This window comes from Actinosynnema sp. NPDC023794, assembly GCF_040639675.1.
Lineage (GTDB): Bacteria > Actinomycetota > Actinomycetes > Mycobacteriales > Pseudonocardiaceae > Actinosynnema > Actinosynnema luteola.
In genome coordinates this window covers 614,831-638,984 of sequence record NZ_JBFAFR010000002.1, presented here as the reverse complement: position 1 = coordinate 638,984, position 24,154 = coordinate 614,831, and the positions used below count along the sequence as shown (strand labels likewise).

Genomic DNA, 24,154 nt, shown 5'->3' with positions numbered 1-24,154 from the left:
GCCTTGTTGTTCTTCGTGCTGTTCGCGGTCGTGATGGGCGTGGCCCACTACTACATCTGGGCGCGTGCCGTGCGGGCCACCACCCGACCCGGGCGGGGCCGTCGGATCGGCACCTGGGTCGTGCTCTTCCTCTACGTGCTGCTGATGACGGCGTTGTCGGTGTCCAGGAGCGGCGGGTCGGGGTTCGCCGTGGTCCTGGCGTGGCCGGGATTCATCTGGCTGGCGGGCGCGTTCTACTTCGCGTTGGTCCTGGGTGTGCTCGAGATCCCCCGGCTGGTGCTGAACCGCGCGATGCGCGAGCACGAGGTGCCGGCCGCGGTCGGCGCGCCCACCGCGGAGGTGGAGGCGCCCGAGGCCACGCTCGGGGGGCAGCCGGCCGACCCGGGCCGACGGCTGTTCATCGCCCGGTCGCTCGCCGTCGCGAGCGGCGTGGCCACGGCGGGCGTCGTCGCCTTCGGGACCACGCAGGCGCTGGGCGACCCCGTGGTCAAGCGCGTGCCGGTGACGCTGGGCAAGCTCGACCAGCGGCTGTCCGGCTACCGGATCGCGGTCGTGAGCGACATCCACCTCGGGCCGCTGCTCGGCCGCGAGCACAGCGAGCGGATCGTGCGCATGATCAACGAGCAGCGGGTGGACCTGGTCGCCATCGTCGGCGACCTGGTCGACGGCACGGTGGCCGAGCTGGGCGAGGCGGCGGCTCCGCTGCGCGACCTCGTGAGCACGCACGGCAGCTTCTTCGTCACCGGCAACCACGAGTACTACTCGGGCGTGGAGCCGTGGGTGGCGGAGCTGGAGCGGCTCGGGGTGAACCCGCTGCGCAACGAGCGGCTCCGGATCGAGCGGGCCGGCGCGTCGTTCGACCTCGCGGGCGTCAACGACGTCACCGGCGCGAACGTCCAGGACGGCCCCGACTACGCCCGCGCGCTGGACGGCCGCGACACGTCCACGCCGGTCGTGCTGATGGCGCACCAGCCCGTGCAGGTCCGCGAAGCCGCCAAGCACGGGGTGGACCTGCAGCTGTCCGGGCACACGCACGGCGGGCAGATGTTCCCGTTCCACCTCGCGGTGGGCTTGCAGCAGCCGGTGCGCAGCGGGCTGGAGACCGTCGACGGCACGCAGGTCTACACCAGCAACGGGGTCGGGTTCTGGGGTCCTCCGGTGCGCGTCGGCGCGGCGCCGGACATCTCCGTCGTGGAGCTGCGTCACAAGTTCGCCGGCTGATAGCGCTTTTTTCGCCTTCACCACCTAGAGTGGACCGCCGTGCCCGAACACGGTCGGACCGTGCCTGATCACGGTCGCGAAGGGGGACCCCTAGCGAGATGACGACGAGCTTTGCCGACGAACGGCTTCACGAGGCAATGGCTCGTATTCGTCGTTTCCTGGACCACGACCGCCCCGACACCCCCTGCCTCGTCATCGACCTGCCGACGGTGCGCGACCGGTTCGCGGCGATCCGGGCGGCGCTGCCGCGGGTGGGGATCTTCTACGCGGTCAAGGCGAACCCGACGCCCGACGTGGTCGAGCTGCTGGCCGCCGAGGGTTCGAGCTTCGACGTCGCCAGCCCCGCCGAGATCGACCTGTGCCTGGCGCGGGGCGCGGCGCCGGAGGCCGTCTCCTACAGCAACCCGATCAAGAAGGCGCGCGACATCGCCTACGCCTACGGGCGCGGTGTGCGACTCTTCGTGTCCGACAGCGAACAGGACGTGCGCGCGCTGGCCGAGCACGCGCCGGGCGCGTCCGTGCTGCTGCGGATCTTGGTCGACAGCAACGGTTCCACCTACCCGTTCGGCAAGAAGTTCGGCTGTTCGCCCGAGATGGCGACGGATCTCCTGCGGTTGGCCGCCGAGCTCGGACTCGTTCCGCTCGGCGTGGCCTTCCACGCCGGGTCGCAGCAGCTCGACCCGAACGGCTGGGACGGCGCGATCGCCGACGCCGCCCTCATCATCGGGAAGCTGCGCGCCGAGGGGCTCTCGCCGACCACGGTCAACCTGGGCGGCGGCCTGCCCGCGGGCTACCTGGCGCAGCCGCCGCCGCTGGCCGAGTACGCCGCGGCCATCACCGCGTCGATCGCCCGTCACTTCGGCGCCTTCGCTCCCGAGGTGATGATCGAGCCGGGACGCGCTATCGTGGCGGAGTCCGGTGTGATCCGCTCCGAAGTGGTGCTGGTGTCCCGGAAGTCCTATTCGGACGAACGGCGCTGGGTCTTCCTCGACATCGGCCGCTACGGCGGCCTCGCCGAGACCGAGGGCGAGGCCATCGCGTACCCGTTGGCCACCAGCCGTGACGGCGTGCCGCAGACCGGGGCGCCCGTCGGTCCGGTCGTGCTGGCCGGTCCCACGTGCGACGCGGACGACGTGCTGTACCAGAACACGTGCTACGAGCTGCCGCTGGAACTGCGCGCGGGCGACCACGTCGACCTGCTCGGCGCGGGCGCCTACACGGCCAGCTACTCGTCGGTGGCGTTCAACGGCTTCCCGCCGTTGGCCACCCACTGCGTGCGATGAGCGCGCCCCCGACTGTCCGCTGCACCGCCCCTCCTGAAGATGTTTGGAGTGATTGATGTCCGAACTCCCGTGCGAATCCGAGCCGGTTGGCTTGTTCGCAGGACAGCACGTGCTCGCCGAGCTCGAAGGCGTGAGCCCGGAACTGCTCGACGACGAGCGGTTCCTGCGACACGCGCTCGGTGAAGCGCTCACCCAGGCTGATGCCACGGTGTTGGAGGTGGTCTCCAAGCAGTTCGAGCCGCAAGGGGTCACCGTGCTGGCCCTGTTGTCGGAGTCGCACGCGTCCATCCACACGTACCCCGAGGTCGGGGCCGTGTTCGTGGACGTGTTCACCTGCGGCACGCGCGCCAAACCCGCGCTCGCGGTGCAGTTGCTGGCCGAAGCGCTGGGAGCTGCGTCGGCACGGACGGACATGATCAGCCGGGGCCACCGCGTCCCCGCGCTCGTCGGTGAGGAGAAGGCGTCTTGATCCGCGAACCGCTCGCGGCCGGTATGACCAGGCACTGGGACGTCGACGAGGTGGTGGTCGACACCCGCACCGAGTTCCAGCACCTGGTGATCGCCCGCACGTCCCAGGGGCTGTCGCTGTTCTGCGACGACGACCGGCAGAGCACCGAGTTCAGCCAGCTGACCTACCACGAGGCGCTGATGGTCCCGGCGCTGCTGCTCGCCGACCGCGTCGACCGGGTGCTGGTCATCGGGTCGTCGGAGGGCGTGGTGTGCCAGATGGCGGTGGCCGCCGGCGCTTCGGTGGTCGACCACATCGACATCGACGCGCAGGCCGTGCGGCTGTGCGCCGAGCACCTGCCCTACGGGTACACGCTCGACGAGCTCGCGTTGGCGGAGAAGGGCGAAGGCCCGGTCCACGTCAGGTACATCGACGGCTACGAGTACATCCGGACGACGTCGGAGCGCTACGACATCGTCCTGGTGGACCTGCCGGACGAGCGCGAGGAGGAGGCGCAGCACAACCGCTTGTACGGCGCCGAGTTCCTGGCCATGTGCAAGGCGCTGCTCACGCCCGGCGGTGTCGTGGTGTCGCAGGCGGGCTGCCAGACGATGTGGCGCAACACCACGTTGATCCGCATGTGGGAGCGGTTCAACGAGGTGTTCGGCACGGTCGCGTACTACGGCTCGGACGAGCACGAGTGGGCGTACCTGTTCGGGCGCGCCGACGAGGTGGCCGACCCGACCGCGCTGATGGTCGAGCGGCTGCCCGAGTGCGGCTACCGGCCGGAGTCGATCGACGACCTGGCGCTGGTGGGCAACTCGATCCCGCCCTACCAGGTCCGCCACTCCCTGGCCTGACCCGAGAGTCCTACGTTCACGCCGCGAGAGTCCTACGTTCACGAGCCCTGAGTTCAACACTCGACCGACCAACCGGTATGCCGAATGTCGAACTCAGGTGCGCTGAACGTAGGACTCTCGCGCGCTGGGCGTAGGACTCTCGCGCTAGTGGGTCAGTGAGCGGTGGAGGAAGTCGACCTGGAGCAGGAGCAGGTTCTCGGCCACCTGTTCCTGCGGGGTCATGTGGGTCACGCCGGACAGCGGCAGCACGGTGTGCGGGCGGCCGGCGGCCAGCAGCGCCGAGGACAGGCGCAGGGTGTGCGCGGCCACCACGTTGTCGTCCGCCAGGCCGTGCACGATCATCAGCGGGCGCGCCAGCTGCGGCGCGTCGGCGATGAGCGAGTTGGCGTCGTACACCTCCGGCTTCTCGGCCGGGTGGCCGAGGTAGCGCTCGGTGTAGTGGGTGTCGTAGAGCCGCCAGTCGGTGACCGGCGCGCCCGCGATGCCCGCGTGGAACACGTCCGGCCGGCGCAGCACGGCCAGCGCCGCCAGGTAGCCGCCGTAGGACCAGCCCCGGATGCCGACCCTGGTCAGGTCGAGGTCGGGTTCGCCCTTCGCGACCGCGTGCAGCGCGTCCACCTGGTCCTCCAGGGTGGCGCCGGCGAAGTCGAACGCGATCTCCCGCTCCCACGCGGGGCCACGACCGGGCGTGCCGCGACCGTCCACGACGAGGACCGCGAAACCCTGGTCGGCCAGCCACTGCGAGGCCAGGTAGGCGTTGCGCGCCGACACCACGCGCTGCGCGTGCGGACCGCCGTACGGGTCGAGCAGGACCGGCAGCTTCGTGCCCGGCACGTGGCCGCGCGGGAACAGCAGCGCCGCCCTCAGGTCGCGCTCGCCGACGGTCAGCAGCCGCACTTCCGGTGTCAGCACGGGGGTTTCGGCGAACGTGCCGATCCCGCCCCCGGTCGACACCGTGACCTCGGGCCCGAAGTGGTCCATCGACGAACGGGACAGCACCAGCACGCCGCCCGCGCGCGTCGCGCCGTGCACGCCGTCCTCGGTGGACAGTCGGGTGACCTGGTCGGCGGCGACCAGGAAGACGTGCGTCTGGGTCGGGTCGTCGGTGGACGCGGTGACCAGCACGCCGTCCTCGGCCACGTCGAGCACCGCGCGGACCTGGAAGCCGTCCGGCGTCCACGGCCGGTCGCCCACGACGAGCCGGTTCGCGTCGCCGATCGGCAGCACGCGCAGCAGTTCGCCGTCCGGGGTCCAGCGCGGGGCGCCCGGCACGATCTCCAGCCAGTGCGGGTCGGTGTCGTCGGCGACCACGTCGGTGGCGCCGGTCTCCACGTCGACCGCGAGCACCTGGACGCGGCGCTGGTCGCGTGACTGGACCTGCACCAGCGGCTTGCCGTGCGGGGTCCACGACACCGTGTTGACGTACGGGAACGCGTCGCGGTCCCACGTCACGTCGGTCCGGCCGGCGCCGAGGACGGCCAGCTCCACCACGGCGTTGGCCTCGCCGGCGGCCGGGTAGGCGATCTCGGCGGCAGGCGTGCCCGGGTTCGCCGGGTCGGCGATGTGCCAGCGCGGCACGGGCGCGTTGTCCACCCTGGCCGCCAGCACGCGCTCGCCGTCCGGGGAGAACCAGTAGCCCCGGTAACGGCCCATCTCCTCGGCCGCGATGAACTCCGCCAGGCCCCACGTGACGTCCGGGCCGTCCGGCGACGCGACCACGCGGTCCGCGCCGGACTCCAGGTCCACCACGTGCAGCGCGCCTTCGGCCACGTAACCGACCTTGCGGCCGGTCGGGTCCAGCCGGGGGTCGACCGCCGGGCCGGCGACCGGCAGCTCGCGGACGGCGGCGGTGGCGAGCTCGACCACGAAGAGCCTGCCGGACAACGCGAACACCGCCTGCCGCGCGTCGCTGTCGGTGGCGTAGCCGACCATCCCGGCGGCCGACTCGCGGGTGCGCTCGCGGCGTGCCCGTTCCTCCGGGGACAGGTCCTCGGGGTCGGTCAGCAGGACGCCGGGGTCGGCCAGCAGCGTCTCGGACCGGGTCGCGGTGTCGAACGCCCACAGGCCGTTCGCCCGGCTCGTGGCCGTGGCGGTGCGGAGGAAGTACACCTTCGCGCCGTCCGGCGACGCGGTGAACGTCCGGGGTGCGCCGAGGGTGAACCGCTGGGTGCGCGCGTGCTGGCGCGGGAAGGAGATCTCGTTGCCCACCCGGACACCTTATGTCCCCGGTCGGTCGGCGGTGGGGCGATGCGGCGGTGACCGGTCGCGGCGGAGGTGCGCGACCCCTGTCTTGGTCCGCGTCGTCGAGGCGGGCTGAACCGCGTCGGCGGACGGGCCGTAGTCGTGGGTGGAGCGATTGACGGACCAAGGAGGAGTGAGTGTGATCCGACGAAACCGCATCGCCATCGCCGTCGCGGGTGGCATGGCCGCCGTGCTCGCGCTGGTCATGTGGACTTCCAACGCCACCGGCCTGCAGGGCAGGACGGTCGCGCAGACCGAGCAGGTCGGCGCCGCGGCCCAGGGCGACTACGGCGACGTTCAGGAGCCCTTGGCCCCTCCGACCAGCGAAGAGGCGGCGCCTGTCGAAGAGGGTGAACCCGCCGCCGACGCGCCGGAAGGCCAGGCCGCGCCCGCGCCGTCCGGCCCGCAGGTCACGTTGGTCGGCAAGAGCGTGCCCAAGATGGGCGAGGTCGTGCAGGACGGCGACGGCCGCACGCTGTACCGGTTCGACAAGGACACGCCGGACCCGGCCAAGTCCAACTGCGAGGGTCAGTGCGCCGTGACGTGGCCCCCCGTGCTGTCCAACGGCACGCCGCAGCTGCAGGGCGTCGACCCCGCGCTCGTGTCGACGGTGAAGCGGGCCGACGGCACCGACCAGGTGACGCTCGACGGCTGGCCGCTCTACACCTACGCGAAGGACGAGGCGCCCGGTCAGTGGAAGGGCCAGGGCGTGGGCGGCACGTGGTTCGTCGTGCAGCCGAACGGCAAGCGCAACGTCGAGTGCCTGCCGCCGGGGGTGACGCCGCCCGCCGCCTAGTCCACTGTGTCTCGCCCTGATCCCCCGGCCCGGGGTTGGCCGGGGGATCAGGGCGTCGCATCGCGGACTCGACGACGCCCCGGGAACGGCGGCACGGCGTGCGCCGAGGCGTCAGACGGTGCGGACGGCGTCGGCGAGGTCCAGGCGCGGGTTGCGCGGGTGCGTGCCGGAGTGGTCCGGGTGTCCGATGTTGACGATCACCAGGGGCAGCTGGTTCGTGCCGGCGAAGAACTCGCGGCGCACGCCCTCGGCGTCGAAGCCGCTCATCGGTCCAGCGGCGAGGCCGGCCGCGCGGACGCCGACGATGAAGTAGCCGACCTGGAGCAGCGCGCTCGTCTTCGCCGCCTCGGTGCGCGTCGCGTCGTCCGCGAACGCCGCCTTCGCGCCCGGGTAGTGCGGGAACGTCGTGGCCAGGTGCTCGTGGAAGTCGGTGTCGGCCGCCAGGACCGCGGTCACCGGCGCGGCCAGGGTCTTGGCCCGGTTGCCCTCCGCCATGTGCGGCGCGAGGCGGGCCTTGGCGTCCTCGCCCCGGACGAGCAGCACGCGCAGCGGCTGGCTGTTCATCGCGGTCGGGCCCCACTTCACGAGGTCGTAGACGTCGCGGAGCTGCTCATCGGTCACCGGCTCGTCGGTGAACGCGTTCGCCGTGCGGGCCTCGCGGAACAGCAGGTCCTGCGCGTCGCGCGGCAGGGCCAAGGAGTCGAGGGTCGCGGTCATGGTGCCTCTTTCGGTTGTCCCGTACGCGGGTTGCGCACGGGACAACCTCCAGTAAGCGCGAACTATTTCGTGTCGTGGTTCACACGGTCGGGTACAGCGGGTGCTTGGCCGCCAGCACCTCGACGCGCGCCCGCAGCTCCGCCAGGTCCGGCGAGGGCTGCAACGCCGCCGCGATGACGTCCGACACCTCGGCGAAGTCGGCCGCGCCGAACCCGCGCGTGGCCAGCGCCGGCGTGCCGATGCGCAGGCCGGAGGTCACCATCGGCGGGCGCGGGTCGTTCGGCACCGCGTTGCGGTTGACCGTGATGCCCACCTCGTGCAGCCGGTCCTCGGCCTGCTTGCCGTCCAGCTCGGACGCCACCAGGTCCACCAGCACGAGGTGCACGTCCGTGCCGCCGGTGAGCACCTTCACACCCACCGCCGCCGCGTCGGGCTGCGACAGCCGCTCGGCGAGGATCTTCGCGCCCTCGACCGTGCGGCGCTGGCGGTCGGCGAACTCGGGCGACGCGGCGTGCTTGAACGCCACCGCCTTGCCCGCGATCACGTGCTCCAGCGGGCCGCCCTGCTGACCGGGGAACACCGCCGAGTTGATCTTCTTCGCCAGGTCGGCCTCGTTGGTCAGGATCACGCCGCCGCGCGGGCCGCCGAGCGTCTTGTGCGTGGTCGTGGTCACGACGTGCGCGTGCGGCACGGGGCTCGGGTGCAGGCCCGCCGCCACCAGGCCGGCGAAGTGCGCCATGTCCACCATCAGGTACGCGCCCACCGAGTCGGCGATCCGGCGGAACTCCGCGAAGTCCAGCTGACGCGGGTACGCCGACCAGCCGGCCACGATCAGCTTCGGCCGGTGCTCGGTCGCCAGCCGCTCCACCTCGGCCATGTCGACGCGGCCGTCGGTCTCCGACACGTGGTAGGGCACCACGTTGTAGAGCTTGCCGGAGAAGTTGATCCGCATGCCGTGGGTGAGGTGGCCGCCGTGCGCGAGGTCGAGGCCCAGGATCGTGTCGCCCGGCTGGAGCAGGGCGAACATCGCGCACGCGTTGGCCTGCGCGCCCGAGTGCGGCTGCACGTTCGCGAAACCGGCGCCGAACAGCGCCTTGACCCGCTCGATCGCCAGCCGCTCGATCACGTCGACGTTCTCGCAACCGCCGTAGTAGCGCCGGCCGGGGTAGCCCTCGGCGTACTTGTTCGTCAGCACCGACCCCTGCGCCTGCAGCACCGACACCGGCGTGAAGTTCTCCGAGGCGATCATCTCCAGCGTGCTCTGCTGCCGGTGCAGCTCGGCGGCGACGGCGTTCGCGACCTCCGGGTCGAACTCCGCGAGGGAGGTGTTGAAGTGCTCGGACATGTGTGGGGTCTCCCTTACGAGGTGCGCTTGTAGAAGGGCAGTGCGACGACTTCGACCGGCTCGTGCTTGCCGCGGACGTCCACCGACAGCCGGGTGCCGGGCTCGGTGCTGCCGACCGCCACGTAGGCCATCGCCACCGAGTAGCCCAGGGTCGGCGACAACGCGCCGCTGGTCACCTCGCCGATCCGGGCGCCGGAGGCGTCCAGCACGGGGTAGCCGTGCCGCGGCGCGCGGCGGGAGGTGGTCTTCAAGCCGACCAGGACCTGGTCCACGCCCCGCTCGGCGGCGGCGGCCAGCGCGTCGCGGCCGACGAAGTCGCCCGGCTTGTCCAGCTTCACCACGCGGCCGAGGTTCGCCTGGAACGGCGTGCGATCGCGGCCGAGCTCGTTGCCGTACAGCGGCATGCCCGCCTCCAGCCGCAGCGTGTCGCGGCAGCCGAGGCCGGCGGGCTTGAGGTCGTGCGGCGCGCCCGCCTCCAGCAGGGCCTGCCACACGTGCGCGGCGTCGTCCGGCGCGACGAACAGCTCGAAGCCGTCCTCGCCGGTGTAGCCGGTGCGGGCCAGCAGCACGGGCTTGCCCGCGACCTCGGTCGGGTACGACGCGTAGTACTTCACCGCGGCCAGGTCGGTCGGCGTGAGGCCGGCGAGGATGGCGGTGGCCTTCGGGCCCTGCACGGCGAGCAGCGCGTAGTCGGTCGACTTGTCCGCGACCACCGCGTCGAAGCCCTCGGCCCGCTCGACCAGGGCCTCGTGCACGACGGCGGCGTTCGAGGCGTTGGCGACGACGAGGTACTCGGTGTCACCCGTGCGGTACACGATCAGGTCGTCGATGACGCCGCCGTCGGCCTGGCAGATCATCGTGTACCGGGCGCGGCCGACGCCGATCGCGGACGCGTGGCCGACCAGGGCGTGGTCGAGCGCGGCGCCCGCCTCCGGGCCGGTGAGCAGGATCTCACCCATGTGGGTCAGGTCGAACAGGCCCGCCGACGTGCGCACCGCGTGGTGCTCGGCCAGCTCGCTGTCGTAGCGCAGCGGCATCCGCCAGCCCGCGAAGTCGGTGAACATGGCGCCCAGCGCCTCGTGTTCGGCGTGCAGGGGTGTGCGGCGGCTTTCCATCAGGCGGGCCCTCCCTGGGTGCGGACATGCCGACGGGCCGACCGGTCGGGTCGACGGGCGGGCACGTCCGAGCGATTCACGAGCGAAAGGATGACACGGTCCACCGGAGACTCCTCGTCGAGTGAGCCTCCCCCTCTGCCATGAGCCTGAGAGCTTCACCACCCGGTGGGGGTGGCTTGCACCGTGGGTGAGGCGCGCCGCGGCGCGCCTGCTTTCCAGAGTTGCCTTCGTCGCGCGGTACCTGTGCCTGAGAGATTCCGGGGAGGAGTTGCTCCTTCGGCGCCCCGCTCGGGGACTCTCCCGCGCGACATCGACGGCCGTGTTCAGTTGGTACCGCCAGACGCTAGGGGCGCACGGCGGGCGGGGTCAACCCCGGTCACAGGCTCTTCTCGGCCCGGACGCTCTCGACCACCTTGCGCTCGGCGTAGAACGACACGAACGGGATCGTGCCCGCGAGCAGCACCAGCACCGTGCCCTTGATCGACCAGCGGGACTTGAGCGCGAGGTCGACGGTGAGCACCAGGTACACCGCGTACAGGAAGCCGTGGACCGGGCCGACGACCTGCATCATGCCCGTGTCGCCGCCCGCGTACTTGACGATCATCGCGACCACGAGCAGCAGCAGCCCGACACCGACCACGTAAGCCATGAACCGGAACCTGGTCAACGCGCCGCTCATCGCCCTACCTTCGCTCACCGCTGGTCCCGCGCGTTGAGTTCGGCGAGCATGCGGTTGTAGGCCGCGAGCTCTTCGTCCTCGTCGTCCCGCACGGGCGCTCTGACGGGTTCAACGGTAACGACCGGCCGCGGCGGCACGGCCACCGGCTCCGGCGCGGCCTCGTCGGCGGCCCCGGTCGCCGCGGCGGCGTCCTCGGCCTTGCGGCGGGCGTCCAGCCTGCGGATGCGCCACACCATGAACGCGGGGAAGAGGCCGAACAGCGGCCACTGGAACACGTAACCGAGGTTCTGGAACGTGCCGCCGGCCTCGGAGAACCGCTCCCACTGCCAGTAGGCCAGGCCGCAGCACACGACCAGCGACGCCAGGCAGACGGCCGCGATGGCCAGGCGCTGGGGGGTGATGAGGCCTCGCACGCCTCAAGAGTACTTCGTGCGTCGCACGAGGCTGGGGCTCCCCGCACGGGAGCCCGCACCTCGAAGGCAAGGGCTCCTCGACCGCAGGAGCCCGCCCCGACTCGTCGGACCTAGGCCACGCCGTCCCGGCGTTGCCTCTGCAACCTGGCCACGCACCAGGCCGCCGCGCTACCCCGACGCAGGTGCTGGAGCACCGTCATCGGGCCGAGGCGACGACCGAGGTCGGCGGGCGAGAGCCCGGCCGCCCGGTAGTCCAGAGCGCGCTGGTCCAACGGGCTGATGCCCGCGTCCCACCACTGCTCCGCCTCGGACAGGTCGCCCACCAGCTGCCAGTAGCTGGCGGCCGCGGCGAGCAGGGGCTCGGGCACCTCGGGCGCCCGCTTCCGCATCGCCGTCACGTACGCCGGATCCGCGGACTCGACCTTCATCAGGCCGCGGGGACCGCCATTCGCCCGCTGCACCGGGATCCCCGGCGCGGACGGCGGGGCTTCCGCGAGCCACGCGTCCTTGATCCGGTTCACCTCCTGCAGCTCGGCGTCGTCCGAGCGCTCAGCCGCCCACTGCCGCAACAGCTCGTCGACTCCGGAGTCCTCGACCATTCTGCCTCCTCATCGGTCGAAGATCAGCCAATGCGACGCACCGTATTAGCGGGTACCGACAACCGCTAGACCCTGGTTTGTCTAAAACCCTGTTACCAGGGCGTTATAGCCCTCATTCCACCCGTACGGTGCAACGGTCGGGGCGCATAGTCACCGATCGTGACCGCATTGAGCGGGGGTGCGAGGGGTTACCGCGAGTCCTCTAGGCGAACAGGCTGCGGACGAAGGTGATGATCGACTCGGCGCCGGACTGGAGCCACCCGAGCGCGGTCCTCACCGCCTCGGCGGACTCGTTCGGCTGGGTGATCAGGAGGAACAGCACCAGCGCGACCGCCGCCAGCGTCACCACCTTCTTGACGTTCACTGATCGGTCTCCGTCCGTCTCACAGTGCAGTGCGGCCGAGCGCCGCTCCGGTCGTGTCAACGGCCATGGTCCCTCATTCACCCGGATGATGACGATCGAACCCGCCGCCGTCCCCCGACCGGTCGCACGAACACCACGCAACCACGCCTGGGGAGACCCGAGTGTCACCCGAACGGACGATCAAGGGGACCGGTGGCCCCGCCGATCACCAAGGTACGGGCCACTCGCCCACCCCCTGGCACGGACACCGAGGTTCTTCAGACACTGCCACCTCCGCACAGCCCATCACCTGATTGCGCCGACGCACGCACCGAGCGTGACAAAGGCCGCTGGCGGCTGCCACTCATTTCCGGTACCCCTTCAGGTGATTTCCCTTGCCTTTTTCTTGCCCGATCGGGTCCCGCTCGACCGGGTCCGTCAGCCGATCACGCCGGACCGCCGCAGCCCGGCGATCTCGTCCTCGCCCAGCCCCAGCCCGGCCAGCACCTCGACCGTGTGCTCGCCGACCGCGGGCGGCGGACCCGGCGCGGCGGCGGGCGTCCGGCCGAACCGCGGCGCCGGCGCGGGCTGCACCACCCCGTCCACCTCGACGAACGTCCCCCGCTCGGCGTTGTGCCCGTGCTTCGGGGCCTCACCGGGCGCCAGCACGGGCGCGAGGCACGCGTCGGTGCCCTCCGCGAGCGCGGCCCACTCGTCCCTGGTCCGGGTCGCCACCGCCGCGGCGATGCGGGACCGCAGCTCCGGCCAGTTCGCCGGGTCGTGCCGCCCGGGCAGCCCGGCGTCGGCGAGCCCGAGCACGACCAGCAGCTCGGCGTAGAACTTCTCCTCCAGCGCCCCGATGCTGACGAACCCGCCGTCGGCCGCCTCGTACACGTCGTAGAACGGCGCGCCGCCGTCCAGCAGGTTCGTCCCGCGCGCGCCCGGCCAGGCGCCCACCGACGACATGCCGTGCAGGAACGTGGTCAGCAGCGCCGCGCCGTCGACCATGGCCGCGTCCACCACCTGCCCGCGCCCGGACCGCTCCCGCTCGTACAGCGCGGCCAGCACGCCCAGCGCCAGCAGCAGCCCGCCGCCGCCGAAGTCGCCGACGACGTTGAGCGGCACGGTCGGCGGCGCGCCCGCCCGCCCGATGGGCTCCAGCGCGCCCGCCACCGCGATGTAGTTGATGTCGTGCCCGGCGCGGTCGGCCAGCGGCCCGTCCTGGCCCCAGCCGGTCACCCGCCCGTAGACCAGCCGCGGGTTGCGGGCCAGGCACTGCGCCGGGCCGATGCCCAGCCGTTCGGTCACGCCCGGCCGGAAGCCCTCGACCAGCACGTCCGACTCCGCGACCAGCCGCAGCACCAGCTCGGCGCCCTCGGGCCGGCGGACGTCCACGCCGATCGAGCGCCGGCCGCGGCCGAGCAGGGGCACCTCCGCGGCGCCGCCGACGCGGTCCACCCGGACCACGGACGCGCCGAGGTCGGCCAGCACCATGCAGCCGAACGGCGCGGGCGCGAGGCCGGCCAGCTCGACGACCTTCAACCCCTCCAGCGGCCCCGGCACTAGAGCGACCTCGCGATGATTTCCTTCATGATCTCGTTCGTCCCGCCGTAGATCTTCTGCACGCGCGCGTCCGCCCACGCGCGCGCGATCGGGTACTCGGCCATGTAGCCGTAGCCGCCGAACAGCTGCACGCACTCGTCCACGACCTGGCACAGCCGTTCGGTGGCCCACCACTTGGCCATCGCCGCGGTGGGCACGTCGAGGCGGCCCGCCAGGTGGTCCTGCACGCACTCGTCCACGAAAGACCTGGTCACGCGGGCCTCGGTGGCGCACTCGGCGAGCTTGAACCGGGTGTTCTGGAACTTGATCAGCTCCCGGCCGAACGCCGTGCGGTCCTTGACGTAGGCCAGCGTGAGGTCGACCGCCGCCTCGATGCCCGCGACCGACGCCACCGCGATGATCAGCCGCTCCTGGGGCAGCTGCTGCATCAGCTGGATGAACCCCTGGCCCTCGCCGGTGCCGAGCAGGTTCGCCGCGGGCACTCGGACGTCGTCGAAGAACAGCTCGGCGGTGTCCTGGCCGTGCATCCCGATCTTGTCCAGCACCCGGCCGCGGCGGAAGCCCCGCGCCTGCGCGGTCTCCACGACCAGCAGCGAGATGCCCGTCGCGCCCTGGCTCGGGTCGGTCTTGGCGACCACGACCACCAGGTCGGCCTGCGCGCCGTTGGTGATGAACGTCTTCGAGCCCGACAGCACGTACTCGTCACCGCGCCGCAGCGCCCGCGTCTTGATGTTCTGCAGGTCGGAGCCGCCGCCGGGCTCGGACATGGCGATCGCGCCGACGTACTCGCCGGAGGCCATCTTCGGCAGCCAGCGCAGCTTCTGCTCCTCGGTGCCGTAGGCGTTGATGTAGTGGGCCACGATCCCGCTGTGCACGCTGTTGCCCCACGCGGTGTCGCCGCACCGGGCCTGCTCCTCCAGCAGCACGGCCTCGTGCGCGAACGTGCCGCCGCCACCGCCGTACTCCTCCGGGATGGACAGGCAGAGCAGCCCGACCTCACCGGCCTTGGTCCAGAAGTCCCGGTCCACCTGCTTCTGCGCGGCCCAGCGCTCCTGGTTCGGGACCGCCTCCCTCTCGAAGAACGTGCGGGCCAGCTTGCGCAACTGGTCCAGGTCCTCGGTCATCCATGCGGAACGGCGAGTTGGCATGCCTTCGACGGTCCCACCGGCCGGCCCGCGCCGCCATGACCGCAGCGCCCACGGTGGGTGGTGATCGTGAGCGGATCGGTCAGGGTTTGCGGGACACTGGGGGCATGCGACTCCGGCGGCTCGGGCCCGACGACTGGGTGACCTGGCGCGACATCCGGTTGACCGCGCTGAGCAGCGATCCCGAGGCGTTCGGCTCGACGTTGGCGCTGGAGCGGACGTTCGACGAGGCGCGGTGGCGTGAGCTGTTGACGCCGGAGCGCGGGGTGAAGGTCGTCGCCGAGGACCCGGAGCCGGTCGGGCTCGTCGCCGGTGTGCCGCACGAAGTCAACCCGGACGTGTTGTACCTGTACTCCATGTGGGTCATGCCGGAGTTCCGACGGCGCGGCGTCGGCGAGGCGCTGGTCGCCGACGTGCTGGCGTGGGCGCGTGAGCACGGGTGGGCGCGGGTGCAGTTGCGCGTGTTCCAGGACAACGCGGCGGCCCGGCGGCTGTACGCGCGGCTGGGGTTCGCCGGCGAGGGCGAGATCATGGACTACCCGCTCACTCCGGTGAGCTAATAAGTCACCTCGGGAGGTCATGGGCAACCGCCGCCGTGCTCCCTACCGTGGCTCGCATGAGCGAAGCCTTGATCTTCGACGCGGTGCGCACACCGCGTGGCAGGGGGAAGCGCGGTTCGCTGCACAGCGTCAAGCCGATCACCCTCGCTTCCGGGGTGCTCGCGGCGCTGGCGCGGCGCAACGACCTGGACACCTCCGCCGTGGACGACGTGGTGTTCGGCGTCGTGTCGCCGGTCGGCGAGCAGGGCGCGGACATCGCCCGCACGGCGGTGCTGGCGGCCGGGTGGGACCTGCGGCCCGCCGGCGTGCAGCTCAACCGGTTCTGCGCGTCGGGCCTGGAGTCGGTGAACCTGGCCGCGGCCAAGGTCGCGTCCGGGTTCGAGGACCTGGTGGTGGCCGGCGGCGTCGAGTCGATGTCGCGGGTGCCGATGGGCTCGGACGGCGGCGCGTGGATGGCCGACCCGGAGACCAACATGGCGGTCAACTTCGTGCCGCAGGGCGTGAGCGCGGACCTCATCGCCACGCTGGAGGGTTTCACCCGCGAGGACGTGGACGCCTTCGCGCTGCGCTCGCAGCAGCGGGCCACGCTGGCGCGGGACAAGGGCTACTTCGACCGGTCCCTGGTGGCCGTGGTCGACCAGAACGGCTCGGTCGTGCTCGACCACGACGAGGCGATCCGCCCGGAGACCACGCTGGACGGGCTCGGCAAGCTCAAGCCGAGCTTCGCGTTCCACGGCGACCTGGGCTTCGACGCCGTCGCCATCGACCGCTACCCGACGGTCGAGCGCATCGACCACGTCCACACGCCGGGCAACTCGTCGCAGATCGTGGACGGCGCGGCGGCGATGCTGATCGGCAACGCCCGCATCGGCCAGGAGCTGGGTCTCACGCCCCGCGCGCGGATCATCGCGACGGCGGTCGTCGGCTCCGAGCCCACGATCATGCTGACCGGTCCGGCGCCTGCCGCGCGCAAGGCGTTGGACAAGGCCAGGCTGACCGTCGAGGACATCGACCTGTTCGAGATCAACGAGGCGTTCTCGTCGGTGGTGCTGAAGTTCCAGCGGGAGCTGGACCTGCCCGACGACAAGGTCAACGTCAACGGCGGCGCGATCGCCATGGGCCACCCTCTCGGCGCGACCGGCTGCATGATCCTCGGCACCCTGCTCGACGAGCTGGAGCGCCGGGACCTGCGGCGGGGTCTGGCCACGCTGTGCGTGGGCGGCGGCATGGGCATCGCGACGATCATCGAGAGGGTCTGATGGCTATCCACTTCGAGCGGGACGACGAGGGCGTCGTCACCCTCACGATGGACATGTCCGGCTCGGCGAACGTGATGAACGCCGAGTACCACAAGGACATGGGCGAGGCGGTCGCGCGGCTGGAGGCTTCCCGCGACGACATCACCGGTGTCGTGCTGACGTCGGCCAAGAAGACGTTCTTCGCCGGTGGCGACCTGAACGTGCTCATCCAGATCACGCCCGAGAACGCGGCCGAGGCCCTCGGGTTCCTGGAGGAGATCAAGGGCCAGCTGCGGCGGCTGGAGCTGCTGGGCAAGCCGGTCGTCGCGGCGATCAACGGCAGCGCGCTGGGCGGCGGCCTGGAGATCGCGCTGGCGTGCCACCACCGGGTGGTCCTTGACGACGACAAGATCAGGCTGGGCCTGCCCGAGGCGACGCTGGGCCTGCTGCCCGGCGGTGGCGGCGTGACCCGGATGGTGCGGCTGCTGGGAGTGCAGCCCGCGTTGCCGCTGTTGATGGAGGGCAAGCAGCTGCGGCCGGCGCGGGCGTTGCAGGCCGGGATCGTGCACGAGCTGGCGTCCTCGCGCGAGGAGTTGATCGCCAAGGCGCGGGCGTGGATCAAGGAGAACCCCGCGCCGCAGCAGCCGTGGGACAGGCCGGGGTACGCGGTGCCGGACGTGCGGGTGGGCGACCCGAACCTGTACGGGCTGCTGGCCGCCGCGCCCGCCGTGCTGCGGAAGAAGACGCACGGCGTGTACCCGGCGCCGGAGAAGGTGCTGGCCGCCGCGGTCGAGGGCGCGCTGGTGGACTTCGACACCGCGTTGAAGGTCGAGGCGCGGTACTTCGTGGAGCTGGCCGCCGGTCAGGTCTCGAAGAACATGATCAACACGTTCTGGTTCCAGCTCAACGAGATCAACGCCGGCAAGTCGCGGCCGGCCGGGGTCGAGCGGTCGGAGGTGGCCAAGGTCGGCGTGCTCGGCGCGGGCATGATGGGCGCGGGCATCGCCGAGGTCACCGCCAAGGCCGGCATCGAGGTCGTGCTGAAGGACGTGACGCTGGAGGCGGCCCGGCGGGGCGCGGGTGACACGCCGGGGATCACTCCGACCGACTCCGACGCCGACCTGGCGGGCTGCGACCTCGTGATCGAGGCGGTGTTCGAGAACCGGGAGCTGAAGAACGAGGTGCTGCCGGCGGCGGAGTCGGCCGCGTTGCCGGACGCGGTGATCGCGTCGAACACGTCGACGTTGCCGATCACCGGGCTGGCGTCGGCGGTGGGCGACCCGTCGCGGTTCATCGGGCTGCACTTCTTCTCGCCGGTGCCGAAGATGCGGCTGGTGGAGATCATCCGCGGGGAGAAGACGTCGGACGAGACGTTGGCGCGGGCGTTCGACTACGTGCTGCGGATCGGGAAGACGCCGATCGTGGTGAACGACAGCCGGGGCTTCTACACGTCGCGGACGTTCGGCACTTACGTCACCGAGGCCGTGTCGATGGTCGCGGAGGGCGTGTCGCCGGCGTTGATCGAGAACGTCGCTCGGCGTGCGGGCATGGCCGTGGGTCCGCTGGCGGTGTCGGACGAGGTGACGTTGACGTTGCAGCTGAAGATCCGCGACCAGACGTTGGCCGACGACCCGACCGCCGCGGGCGCCCTGGGCGATCACCCGGCGTTCCGCGTGCTGGAGGAGCTGGTCGCCGAGGGGCGTACGGGCAAGTCCGGTGGTGCGGGGTTCTACGAGTACCCCGAGGGTGGCCGGAAGTTCCTGTGGCCGGGGTTGGCGCGGTACGCGCGGGCCGACGCGGGCGTGACGGAGCAGGACGTCGAGGACCGGTTGCTGTTCATCCAGGCGTTGGAGACGGTGCGGTGCCTGGACGAGGGCGTGCTGACGTCGATCGGTGACGCGAACGTGGGCAGCGTGTTCGGGTTCGGGTTCGCGCCGTGGAGCGGCGGCACGGTCCAGTTCGTCAACTCCTACGGCCTCACCGGGTTCGTGGAGCGCGCGGACTACCTGGCCGACACCTACGGCGAGCGCTTCCGCCCGCCGACCTCCCTCCGCGACCGCGCCACCCGCAACACCCCCTTCTAACCCGCGAGAGTCCTACGTTCAGCGCGCGAGGGTCCTACGTTCAGACCGCGCGTGTCCTACGTTCGGAACACGTGAGTTCAACGCTCAGAACAAGATCGTTTGTTCTGAGCGTTGAACTCGGGGGTCCTGAACGTAGGACTCAGGCGACGCGAACGTAGGACTCACGCGGTGGTCAGGGCTTGATCAGGGGGTCGTAGGGCTCGTTCTCGGGGGTGAAGATGAGGACGAAGTCCTTGCCGGGGCCGGTGGCCACCTCGTGGAGGCGGGTCAGGACTTCGGCTTCGGTCAGGAGATCCAAGCCGAGAGCGGCGGCTGCGCGGTCACGTTGGGCGACCATGTCCGGGATGTCCCGCAGGTAGTCGGCGGACGCCTCGGTGCTCTCCTCCGCGGTGAACGCCGGGCAGTCCCGCCACCACGGCGCGACCAGCAGGAGCCGCAGCAGCTCCGGCAGGCCGATCGCGACCAGGGACGCGCGCCCTTCCGAGTCCGCGTACAGGACCGGACGTTCCTCGCCACCGTCGCCGCAGAAGAAGTACGTGCCCCCGGCTCCGTCACCCGCGAAGCCTTCCAGCGCCGCACCGGACGCGAGGTGCACCTCTTCGACGTGATCCCGTCGCCGCAGGTCGAAGTCGCCCGGCCAGTCCAGGAACCGGGCGACCTCGTCGTTCTCGGCAACGGCAGCGAGCAGCGATCGCACGCACAACCCCTTCTGAGCGTTGAACTCGGGTGTTCCGGACGTAGGACACACGCGTTCCGAACGTAGGACTCTCGCGGGGTGAGCGTAGGACGCTCGCGGGGTCAGGCGGTGGCGCGGCCCCAGGAGGGGAAGGAGGTGGTGACGTCGGTGCGTTGGGTTGCGCCGTTCACGGTCACGGCGACAGTCACCCGACCGGGGCGCAGCGCGGTGAGCGCGCCCGTTGTCGGGTCCAGCCACGCGACGTGCCACGGGCGCAGGCCGGAGATCGGGCCCACGTGCAGGTTCGGGGAGCCCGACCAGTCCGCGGACACCGGGTAGGCCACCGGCACCTGCCGCGCGCCCTGCGCCAAGGCGGCCGTGACGCGGACCGGCGCGCCCATCCGGACCTCGGCGGGCGCGGTCAGGGTCAGGCCGTCCACGTGCGGGCGGATCTCGGCCGCCAGCCACGTGTCGCCGCGACGCGGGTCGACGCCCAGCATGGTCCAGCCGGTGAACCCGCCCCGGCCCGCCTCGCCCGCGGGAGCCTTGCCCGAGTTGCCGTTGATCAGGTACGGCACGCCGTCCACCCGCGACGCGTGGAACAGGCCCACGTGCGCCCCGATGAACGCCGCGCCCTTGCCGGTGTCGCGCCGGAACGCCGCCAGCCAGTCCTCGACCACGTCGGCCTCCAGCCGGTCGGTCAGCTGGCTGCCCTTGGTCGGCGTCGGGTCACGCGGTGGGTGGTGCTCCATCACCACGACCGAGTTCACCGAACCGTGGTCGCGCAACGCGTCACGCAGCATCACGGCCTGGTCGAACCCACCGCCGCGCAACGTCCCGGTCGACGAGTCCAGCAGCACGAACCGCGTGCCCTTGTGGTCGAAGACCCGGTTGGTGGACCCGAACTCGCGCCGGAAGTTGTCGATCGTGCCCGGCCCCATGATCTCGTGGTTGCCCGGCACGTAGTGCCACGGCAGCTCGTCGCCCAGCTCCTCGGTCAGCACCCGGCGCGCCAACGCCAGGTCCGCGGGCGACGCCTCGTCCACGAAATCACCGTTGACCACCACGAAGTCCGGCCGCTGCGCCTTGATCTCCCGCAACGTCCGCCGCGCCGCGCGCACCAGCTCGCTGTCCGGGTTGCGCGCCACGAACTGCGCGTCGGACATCACCGCGAACCGCCACGGCCGGTCGGCCACCGTGCCGTCCTGCACCACGAACCGGTCGGCCGGCTCGTCCGCCACCGGCAGGTCCACCGCGGGCGGCACCTTGGCCACGATGTCGTCCACGACCACCTCGCCGGTGTACTGCCGGTCCGCCTTGGTCTCGATCGTGTAGAACCTGTTCACCCGCAAGGGGAACGCGAGCCCGGACGGCACCGGCACCTCCAGGTAGCGCCACCCCGTCCAGGTGATGTACGGCCCGTAGAGCGAACGGCTCAGCCCCGACGAGTCGGTGACGGTGAACGCCGTCCACTCGCCGCGACCGTGCCCGTAGACCCACGCGCCCAACGCCAGCGGCTGCCCGTCCACCTCGATCGGCCGCGGCGGGATCGCGTAGGCCGTCCGCGTGCCGGTGGACTTCGAGAAGTCGTACGACATCCGCAGCCCGGCCCCGGTGCGCCCCTCGGCCACCGGCGCGACCGCGCCGGAGCCCCGCGCCGAGCCGAACGTCCACGCCGCGCCGTCGTCGAAACCGGCGATCAGCCGCTCCTCCAGCCCCACGGTCACGGGCACGCGCACCACGTGCGACCCGACCCGCGCGACGACCGTCGTCGCGCCCGGCCTCACCGCCGTGACCCGCAGCGAGCCGTCGGCGCCCGGCGCGATGCCGATCACCGAGCGGTCGTAGTCCAGCGAGACGTCCGCGGGCTCGACCGGCGCGGTGAACCCGTCGCCGTCCCGCCCGACCACGCCGAACCCGCTCGTGCCGCCCACCTCGGGCAGGCTCAGCCGGCTCGTGGTCGCCGACAGCCCGGCCAACGCGCCCAGCACGGTCAGCTCGACCTCGCCCGTCACGCCGCCGCGTCGCGCCACTGCCGTCGTCGTGCCGGGCCGATGCGCGTGGAACACGCCGTCGCCGTCCACCCGTCCCACGTCGGCACGGGCCGCGTGCCACCGGTGCGCGTCGTCCCGCGCCGGGCCGTACGTCTCGTCGTGCCCGTCGGCCACCAGCCGCCGGGTCAGGCCGGGGAACACGCGTTCCGGGTGACCGCCCGGCACGGTGTCCGACCCCGGCGCGGCACTCGGGTCGATCGCCGTCCGCACCCAGAAGCCCGTGAGCTGCCCGCTGCCGATCGGCGCGTAGAGCGCGAGCCCGTTCGGCACGGGCCGCTCACCGCCGTCGGACGGCGTGTTCTCCACGGCGACGGTCTCCGCGCCGGGCGTGCGGGCCACCAGCGTGGACGAGCCACCGCCGTCGAGGTTGAGCGCGTTGTGCGCGCCCATCTCCTTCAGGATCGCGGCCACGTCCTGGAGGTTCAGCCCGAGCAGGTAGGCGCCCTGGCGGCCGTCCACGGTGAGCAGGAACATCTTCTTGCCGTCCGCCGAGAACCCGACCGCGGTGCGCGGGTGCAGCGGATCGGCGGGCGCGACGACCTCGCCGTCCTTGAGCAGCAACTGGTTCCCGCCGATCGCGGCACGCGGCGCGCTGCCGTCGTCGGCCTTCGTCGTGTGCTCCACGGCGACCCGCTCCCCCACGGCCAGCGCGGCGAGCGCGTCGGCGCCCGCCTCCCGGCCGACGAGCACCTGGCCGTCGGCGGGGATCGGGTCGTCGCCCGCCCGGTCGCGCCGTTCGGCGACCACGCCCGCGCGCACCACGACCTCGGTCACGCGGGAGGCGCCCTGCACCGCCCGCGCCCGGCTGTAGGAGCCCCAGATCGGGTCGAACAGCCCGACGCCGCCGGACTCGACGGCGGCGCTGTTGAGCTGGTCCAACCGGATGGACGTGCCGTCCTCGCGGGTGATCTTCCCGTCGAAGAACACCTCCATCACCCGGCCGACGCCCGCCGCGTCGAGGCCGACCGCCCGGCGGTGCCCGGCGACGGGCGACTTGACCGTGCGGCCGTCCTGGACGCCGACGCCGCGCGGCGCGTTCGAGTTGTTGATGTCGAAGAAGTCGCCGTTGACGGCGGCGACCGCGCGGGTCCGGTTGGCCTGCGCGGACAGCGGTTCGGCGGCGGCGACCTGCCCGGGGTGCAGGTAGTCGACCTTCGTCCCGGCGGTGAGGTCGACGGTGAGCGCGTCGCCGCGGATCCACCCGCCCGCACCACCCGGCTCGTACCAGTCGAACGAGCTCAGCGACACGCCCGGCGCGACCGGCCGGGTGGTGCGGGCGGTCTCGACGCGGCGGGCGGGGTCGACGGCGGGCGCGACGGCGACGCCCGGGAGGTCGACGACGGACGAGGGCGGAGCGGTCGGCGGATCGGCGTGAGCCGCGGGCGTGGCCGCCGTCAGGGCGAGCACCAGGGACGCGGCCAGGGCGGCGGAGCGAGGGCGTGGGAACACGGGCACTCCCGCAGGGATGGGTGAGTAACTTACGCGATGTAAGTCCACCGTGTTGACGATTCGCCGGACACGGCCGTTCGGCCGTAGTTGACGACCCGCTCGGCCGCCCGGCGACATCAGCCAACCCCGCCACCCCGGTAGGTTCCAGGGCTGGCGCCCGTCCACCTCTTGAACGCCCGGTGAAATGCGCTCGCCTCGGAGAAACCCAGCCGCAGAGCCAGTTCCTCCACCGACTCACCCCCGCGCACCAGGCTCGCCACGGCCTGGTCGCGCAGCAGCTGCTCGCGCACCTCGCGGAACGACGTGCCCTCCGCCGCCAGCTTCCGCCGCAACGTCGGCGCGCTCATGCCCAGCCGGGCGGCCACGTTCTCCAACCCCACCACGCCGCCGCCGAGCATCCGCCGCACCTGGCTGGACGCGTCCGCGCCGTAATCGCGCCGGGACAGCAACTCGGCGGGTGAATTCCGCAGAAACCGCCTTAATGCGGCTTCGTCCTGCACGACGGGCATCCGCAGAAACCGCGCGTCGAAAGTCAACGTGGTGGTGGGTGCGGAAAACCGCAGCGGAGCGCCGAAGATCAGGTGGTATTCCGCGCCGTGTGGCGGCTCGGGATAGTCGAGGTCGACCCCGCGCAACGGGATCCGCCGGCCGATCAACCACGACGAGAACCGGTGCCACAGCACCAGCAGCGACTCGACCAGGAACCGGTCCGGGTCGTCCACGCCCTCCGTGGACAGGGTGAACGCGGCCACGCCGTCGTGCTCGCCCAACGCCATCGCCGGCCGCACGTCGAACAGCTCGTAGAACGCCAGACCGCGCCGCAGGGCGTCCTCCAGCGACGCGCAGTGCACGGCGAGCAGGCACATGGTCGGGAACGTGCCGCGCTTGCTCGGGCGCGGCCCCAGGCCCATGAACTCGTCGTCCAGCGCGTCCCACAGGGCCTGCACGAGCCTGGTGTACTGGGCGGGAGTGACGCGGGCGCGCTCGTCGGAGAGCAGGGCCTCGCCGATCCCCGCGGTCGCCAGGAGCCGCGCGACGTCGTGACCGCGCCGCACGGCGCCGCGCAGCGCGGCGTTGACGTAGTGGATGGCGATGGTCCTGGTGAGCATCACTCACAGTGTGCATCACGATCGTCCACCGGCCGTGTGCGGCGGCGCGGAACGGGGAGAGAGAGCGCCGCGCCGCCGCCAACGGTGGCCCACCCCAGTGAGCCGGCTCCTCGTCGATGGGGCATCCGCCCGCCCACCAACGAGGGACGTTGTGGTGCTACCACTGTATGTGGTCTAGACCAGATACGTCAATACGGCGAAAAGGCTATACGCGGC

General features: G+C 71.8%; 21 protein-coding genes and 1 riboswitch. Of the genes, 8 read left to right on the top strand and 13 right to left on the bottom strand.

Annotated elements, in window-relative coordinates; translation table 11 throughout:
• Nucleotides 1-3: 3 nt before the first annotated feature.
• The 4 genes from AB0H12_RS07580 (at nt 4) to AB0H12_RS07565 (ending at nt 3,812) form a co-directional block, all read left to right on the top strand.
• Nucleotides 4-1,221, top strand: a complete 1,218-nt coding sequence (locus AB0H12_RS07580) for a metallophosphoesterase (RefSeq protein ID WP_499621555.1) — start codon at nt 4-6, stop codon at nt 1,219-1,221.
• Nucleotides 1,222-1,319: 98 nt separating this feature from the next.
• Complete coding sequence (locus AB0H12_RS07575) at nt 1,320-2,504, top strand: type III PLP-dependent enzyme (protein ID WP_499621553.1); 1,185 nt, start codon at nt 1,320-1,322, stop codon at nt 2,502-2,504.
• A gap of 55 nt (nt 2,505-2,559) precedes the next feature.
• The gene (speD, locus tag AB0H12_RS07570) at nt 2,560-2,973 is read left to right on the top strand and encodes an adenosylmethionine decarboxylase (RefSeq protein ID WP_123746219.1); all 414 of its coding nucleotides are present in this window, start codon (nt 2,560-2,562) and stop codon (nt 2,971-2,973) included.
• Nucleotides 2,970-3,812, top strand: coding sequence for a spermidine synthase (locus AB0H12_RS07565; protein WP_499621552.1), 843 nt, complete (start codon nt 2,970-2,972; stop codon nt 3,810-3,812). The genes speD and AB0H12_RS07565 overlap by 4 nt, the downstream gene beginning before the upstream one ends.
• Before the next feature lie 144 nt (nt 3,813-3,956).
• On the opposite strand, the gene AB0H12_RS07560 is transcribed toward AB0H12_RS07565, so the two are convergent.
• Nucleotides 3,957-6,020: a S9 family peptidase gene (locus AB0H12_RS07560; protein ID WP_499621551.1), complete on the bottom strand. Its 2,064-nt coding sequence runs from the start codon at nt 6,018-6,020 to the stop codon at nt 3,957-3,959.
• Nucleotides 6,021-6,192: 172 nt separating this feature from the next.
• Between AB0H12_RS07560 and AB0H12_RS07555 the strand changes: the two genes are divergently transcribed.
• On the top strand, nt 6,193-6,849 hold the full coding sequence (locus tag AB0H12_RS07555; protein ID WP_499621550.1) for a hypothetical protein: 657 nt from the start codon (nt 6,193-6,195) through the stop codon (nt 6,847-6,849).
• Nucleotides 6,850-6,960: 111 nt separating this feature from the next.
• Here AB0H12_RS07555 and AB0H12_RS07550 read toward each other — a convergent pair whose 3' ends face one another.
• The 9 genes from AB0H12_RS07550 to AB0H12_RS07510 form a co-directional block, all read right to left on the bottom strand.
• Complete coding sequence (locus AB0H12_RS07550) at nt 6,961-7,566, bottom strand: malonic semialdehyde reductase (protein WP_499621548.1); 606 nt, start codon at nt 7,564-7,566, stop codon at nt 6,961-6,963.
• Between the two features lie 79 nt (nt 7,567-7,645).
• Nucleotides 7,646-8,911 (bottom strand): serine hydroxymethyltransferase, encoded by a 1,266-nt coding sequence (glyA, locus tag AB0H12_RS07545; RefSeq protein WP_499621547.1) that lies wholly within the window; start codon nt 8,909-8,911, stop codon nt 7,646-7,648.
• Nucleotides 8,912-8,925: 14 nt separating this feature from the next.
• Nucleotides 8,926-10,026: a glycine cleavage system aminomethyltransferase GcvT gene (gcvT, locus tag AB0H12_RS07540; protein ID WP_499621546.1), complete on the bottom strand. Its 1,101-nt coding sequence runs from the start codon at nt 10,024-10,026 to the stop codon at nt 8,926-8,928.
• 225 nt (nt 10,027-10,251) lie between these two features.
• Nucleotides 10,252-10,339: riboswitch (glycine riboswitch) on the bottom strand.
• 63 nt (nt 10,340-10,402) lie between these two features.
• Complete coding sequence (locus AB0H12_RS07535; RefSeq protein WP_499621545.1) at nt 10,403-10,705, bottom strand: DUF3817 domain-containing protein; 303 nt, start codon at nt 10,703-10,705, stop codon at nt 10,403-10,405.
• Between the two features lie 14 nt (nt 10,706-10,719).
• Nucleotides 10,720-11,118: a hypothetical protein gene (locus tag AB0H12_RS07530; RefSeq protein ID WP_499621544.1), complete on the bottom strand. Its 399-nt coding sequence runs from the start codon at nt 11,116-11,118 to the stop codon at nt 10,720-10,722.
• A 110-nt stretch (nt 11,119-11,228) separates the two neighbouring features.
• Nucleotides 11,229-11,717 carry a helix-turn-helix transcriptional regulator gene (locus AB0H12_RS07525; protein ID WP_499621542.1) on the bottom strand — a complete coding sequence of 163 codons (489 nt, stop codon included), beginning with the start codon at nt 11,715-11,717 and terminating at the stop codon, nt 11,229-11,231.
• Nucleotides 11,718-11,919: 202 nt separating this feature from the next.
• Nucleotides 11,920-12,081, bottom strand: coding sequence for a hypothetical protein (locus AB0H12_RS07520; RefSeq protein WP_181319924.1), 162 nt, complete (start codon nt 12,079-12,081; stop codon nt 11,920-11,922).
• 417 nt (nt 12,082-12,498) lie between these two features.
• Entirely contained in the window at nt 12,499-13,623 is a 1,125-nt protein-coding gene (locus AB0H12_RS07515) for a CaiB/BaiF CoA transferase family protein (protein ID WP_499621540.1), read from the bottom strand.
• The gene (locus AB0H12_RS07510; protein ID WP_499621539.1) at nt 13,623-14,771 is read right to left on the bottom strand and encodes an acyl-CoA dehydrogenase family protein; all 1,149 of its coding nucleotides are present in this window, start codon (nt 14,769-14,771) and stop codon (nt 13,623-13,625) included. Before AB0H12_RS07510 ends, AB0H12_RS07515 begins: the two co-directional genes overlap by 1 nt.
• A gap of 104 nt (nt 14,772-14,875) precedes the next feature.
• Here AB0H12_RS07510 and AB0H12_RS07505 point away from each other — a divergent pair, with 104 nt between their 5' ends.
• Genes AB0H12_RS07505 through AB0H12_RS07495 form a run of 3 tightly spaced genes read left to right on the top strand, consistent with a single transcriptional unit; the run spans nt 14,876 to nt 18,650 of the window.
• Nucleotides 14,876-15,328 carry a GNAT family N-acetyltransferase gene (locus AB0H12_RS07505; protein ID WP_499621537.1) on the top strand — a complete coding sequence of 151 codons (453 nt, stop codon included), beginning with the start codon at nt 14,876-14,878 and terminating at the stop codon, nt 15,326-15,328.
• A 56-nt stretch (nt 15,329-15,384) separates the two neighbouring features.
• Nucleotides 15,385-16,587, top strand: coding sequence for an acetyl-CoA C-acetyltransferase (locus tag AB0H12_RS07500; protein WP_499621535.1), 1,203 nt, complete (start codon nt 15,385-15,387; stop codon nt 16,585-16,587).
• Nucleotides 16,587-18,650 (top strand): 3-hydroxyacyl-CoA dehydrogenase NAD-binding domain-containing protein, encoded by a 2,064-nt coding sequence (locus AB0H12_RS07495; RefSeq protein WP_499621533.1) that lies wholly within the window; start codon nt 16,587-16,589, stop codon nt 18,648-18,650. The genes AB0H12_RS07500 and AB0H12_RS07495 overlap by 1 nt, the downstream gene beginning before the upstream one ends.
• A gap of 172 nt (nt 18,651-18,822) precedes the next feature.
• On the opposite strand, the gene AB0H12_RS07490 is transcribed toward AB0H12_RS07495, so the two are convergent.
• The 3 genes from AB0H12_RS07490 to AB0H12_RS07480 form a co-directional block, all read right to left on the bottom strand.
• Nucleotides 18,823-19,347, bottom strand: a complete 525-nt coding sequence (locus AB0H12_RS07490; RefSeq protein WP_499621532.1) for a hypothetical protein — start codon at nt 19,345-19,347, stop codon at nt 18,823-18,825.
• 101 nt (nt 19,348-19,448) lie between these two features.
• The gene (locus tag AB0H12_RS07485) at nt 19,449-22,829 is read right to left on the bottom strand and encodes a phosphodiester glycosidase family protein (RefSeq protein WP_499621531.1); all 3,381 of its coding nucleotides are present in this window, start codon (nt 22,827-22,829) and stop codon (nt 19,449-19,451) included.
• 116 nt (nt 22,830-22,945) lie between these two features.
• Entirely contained in the window at nt 22,946-23,938 is a 993-nt protein-coding gene (locus tag AB0H12_RS07480; RefSeq protein WP_230567098.1) for an AraC family transcriptional regulator, read from the bottom strand.
• Nucleotides 23,939-24,154: the final 216 nt, after the last annotated feature.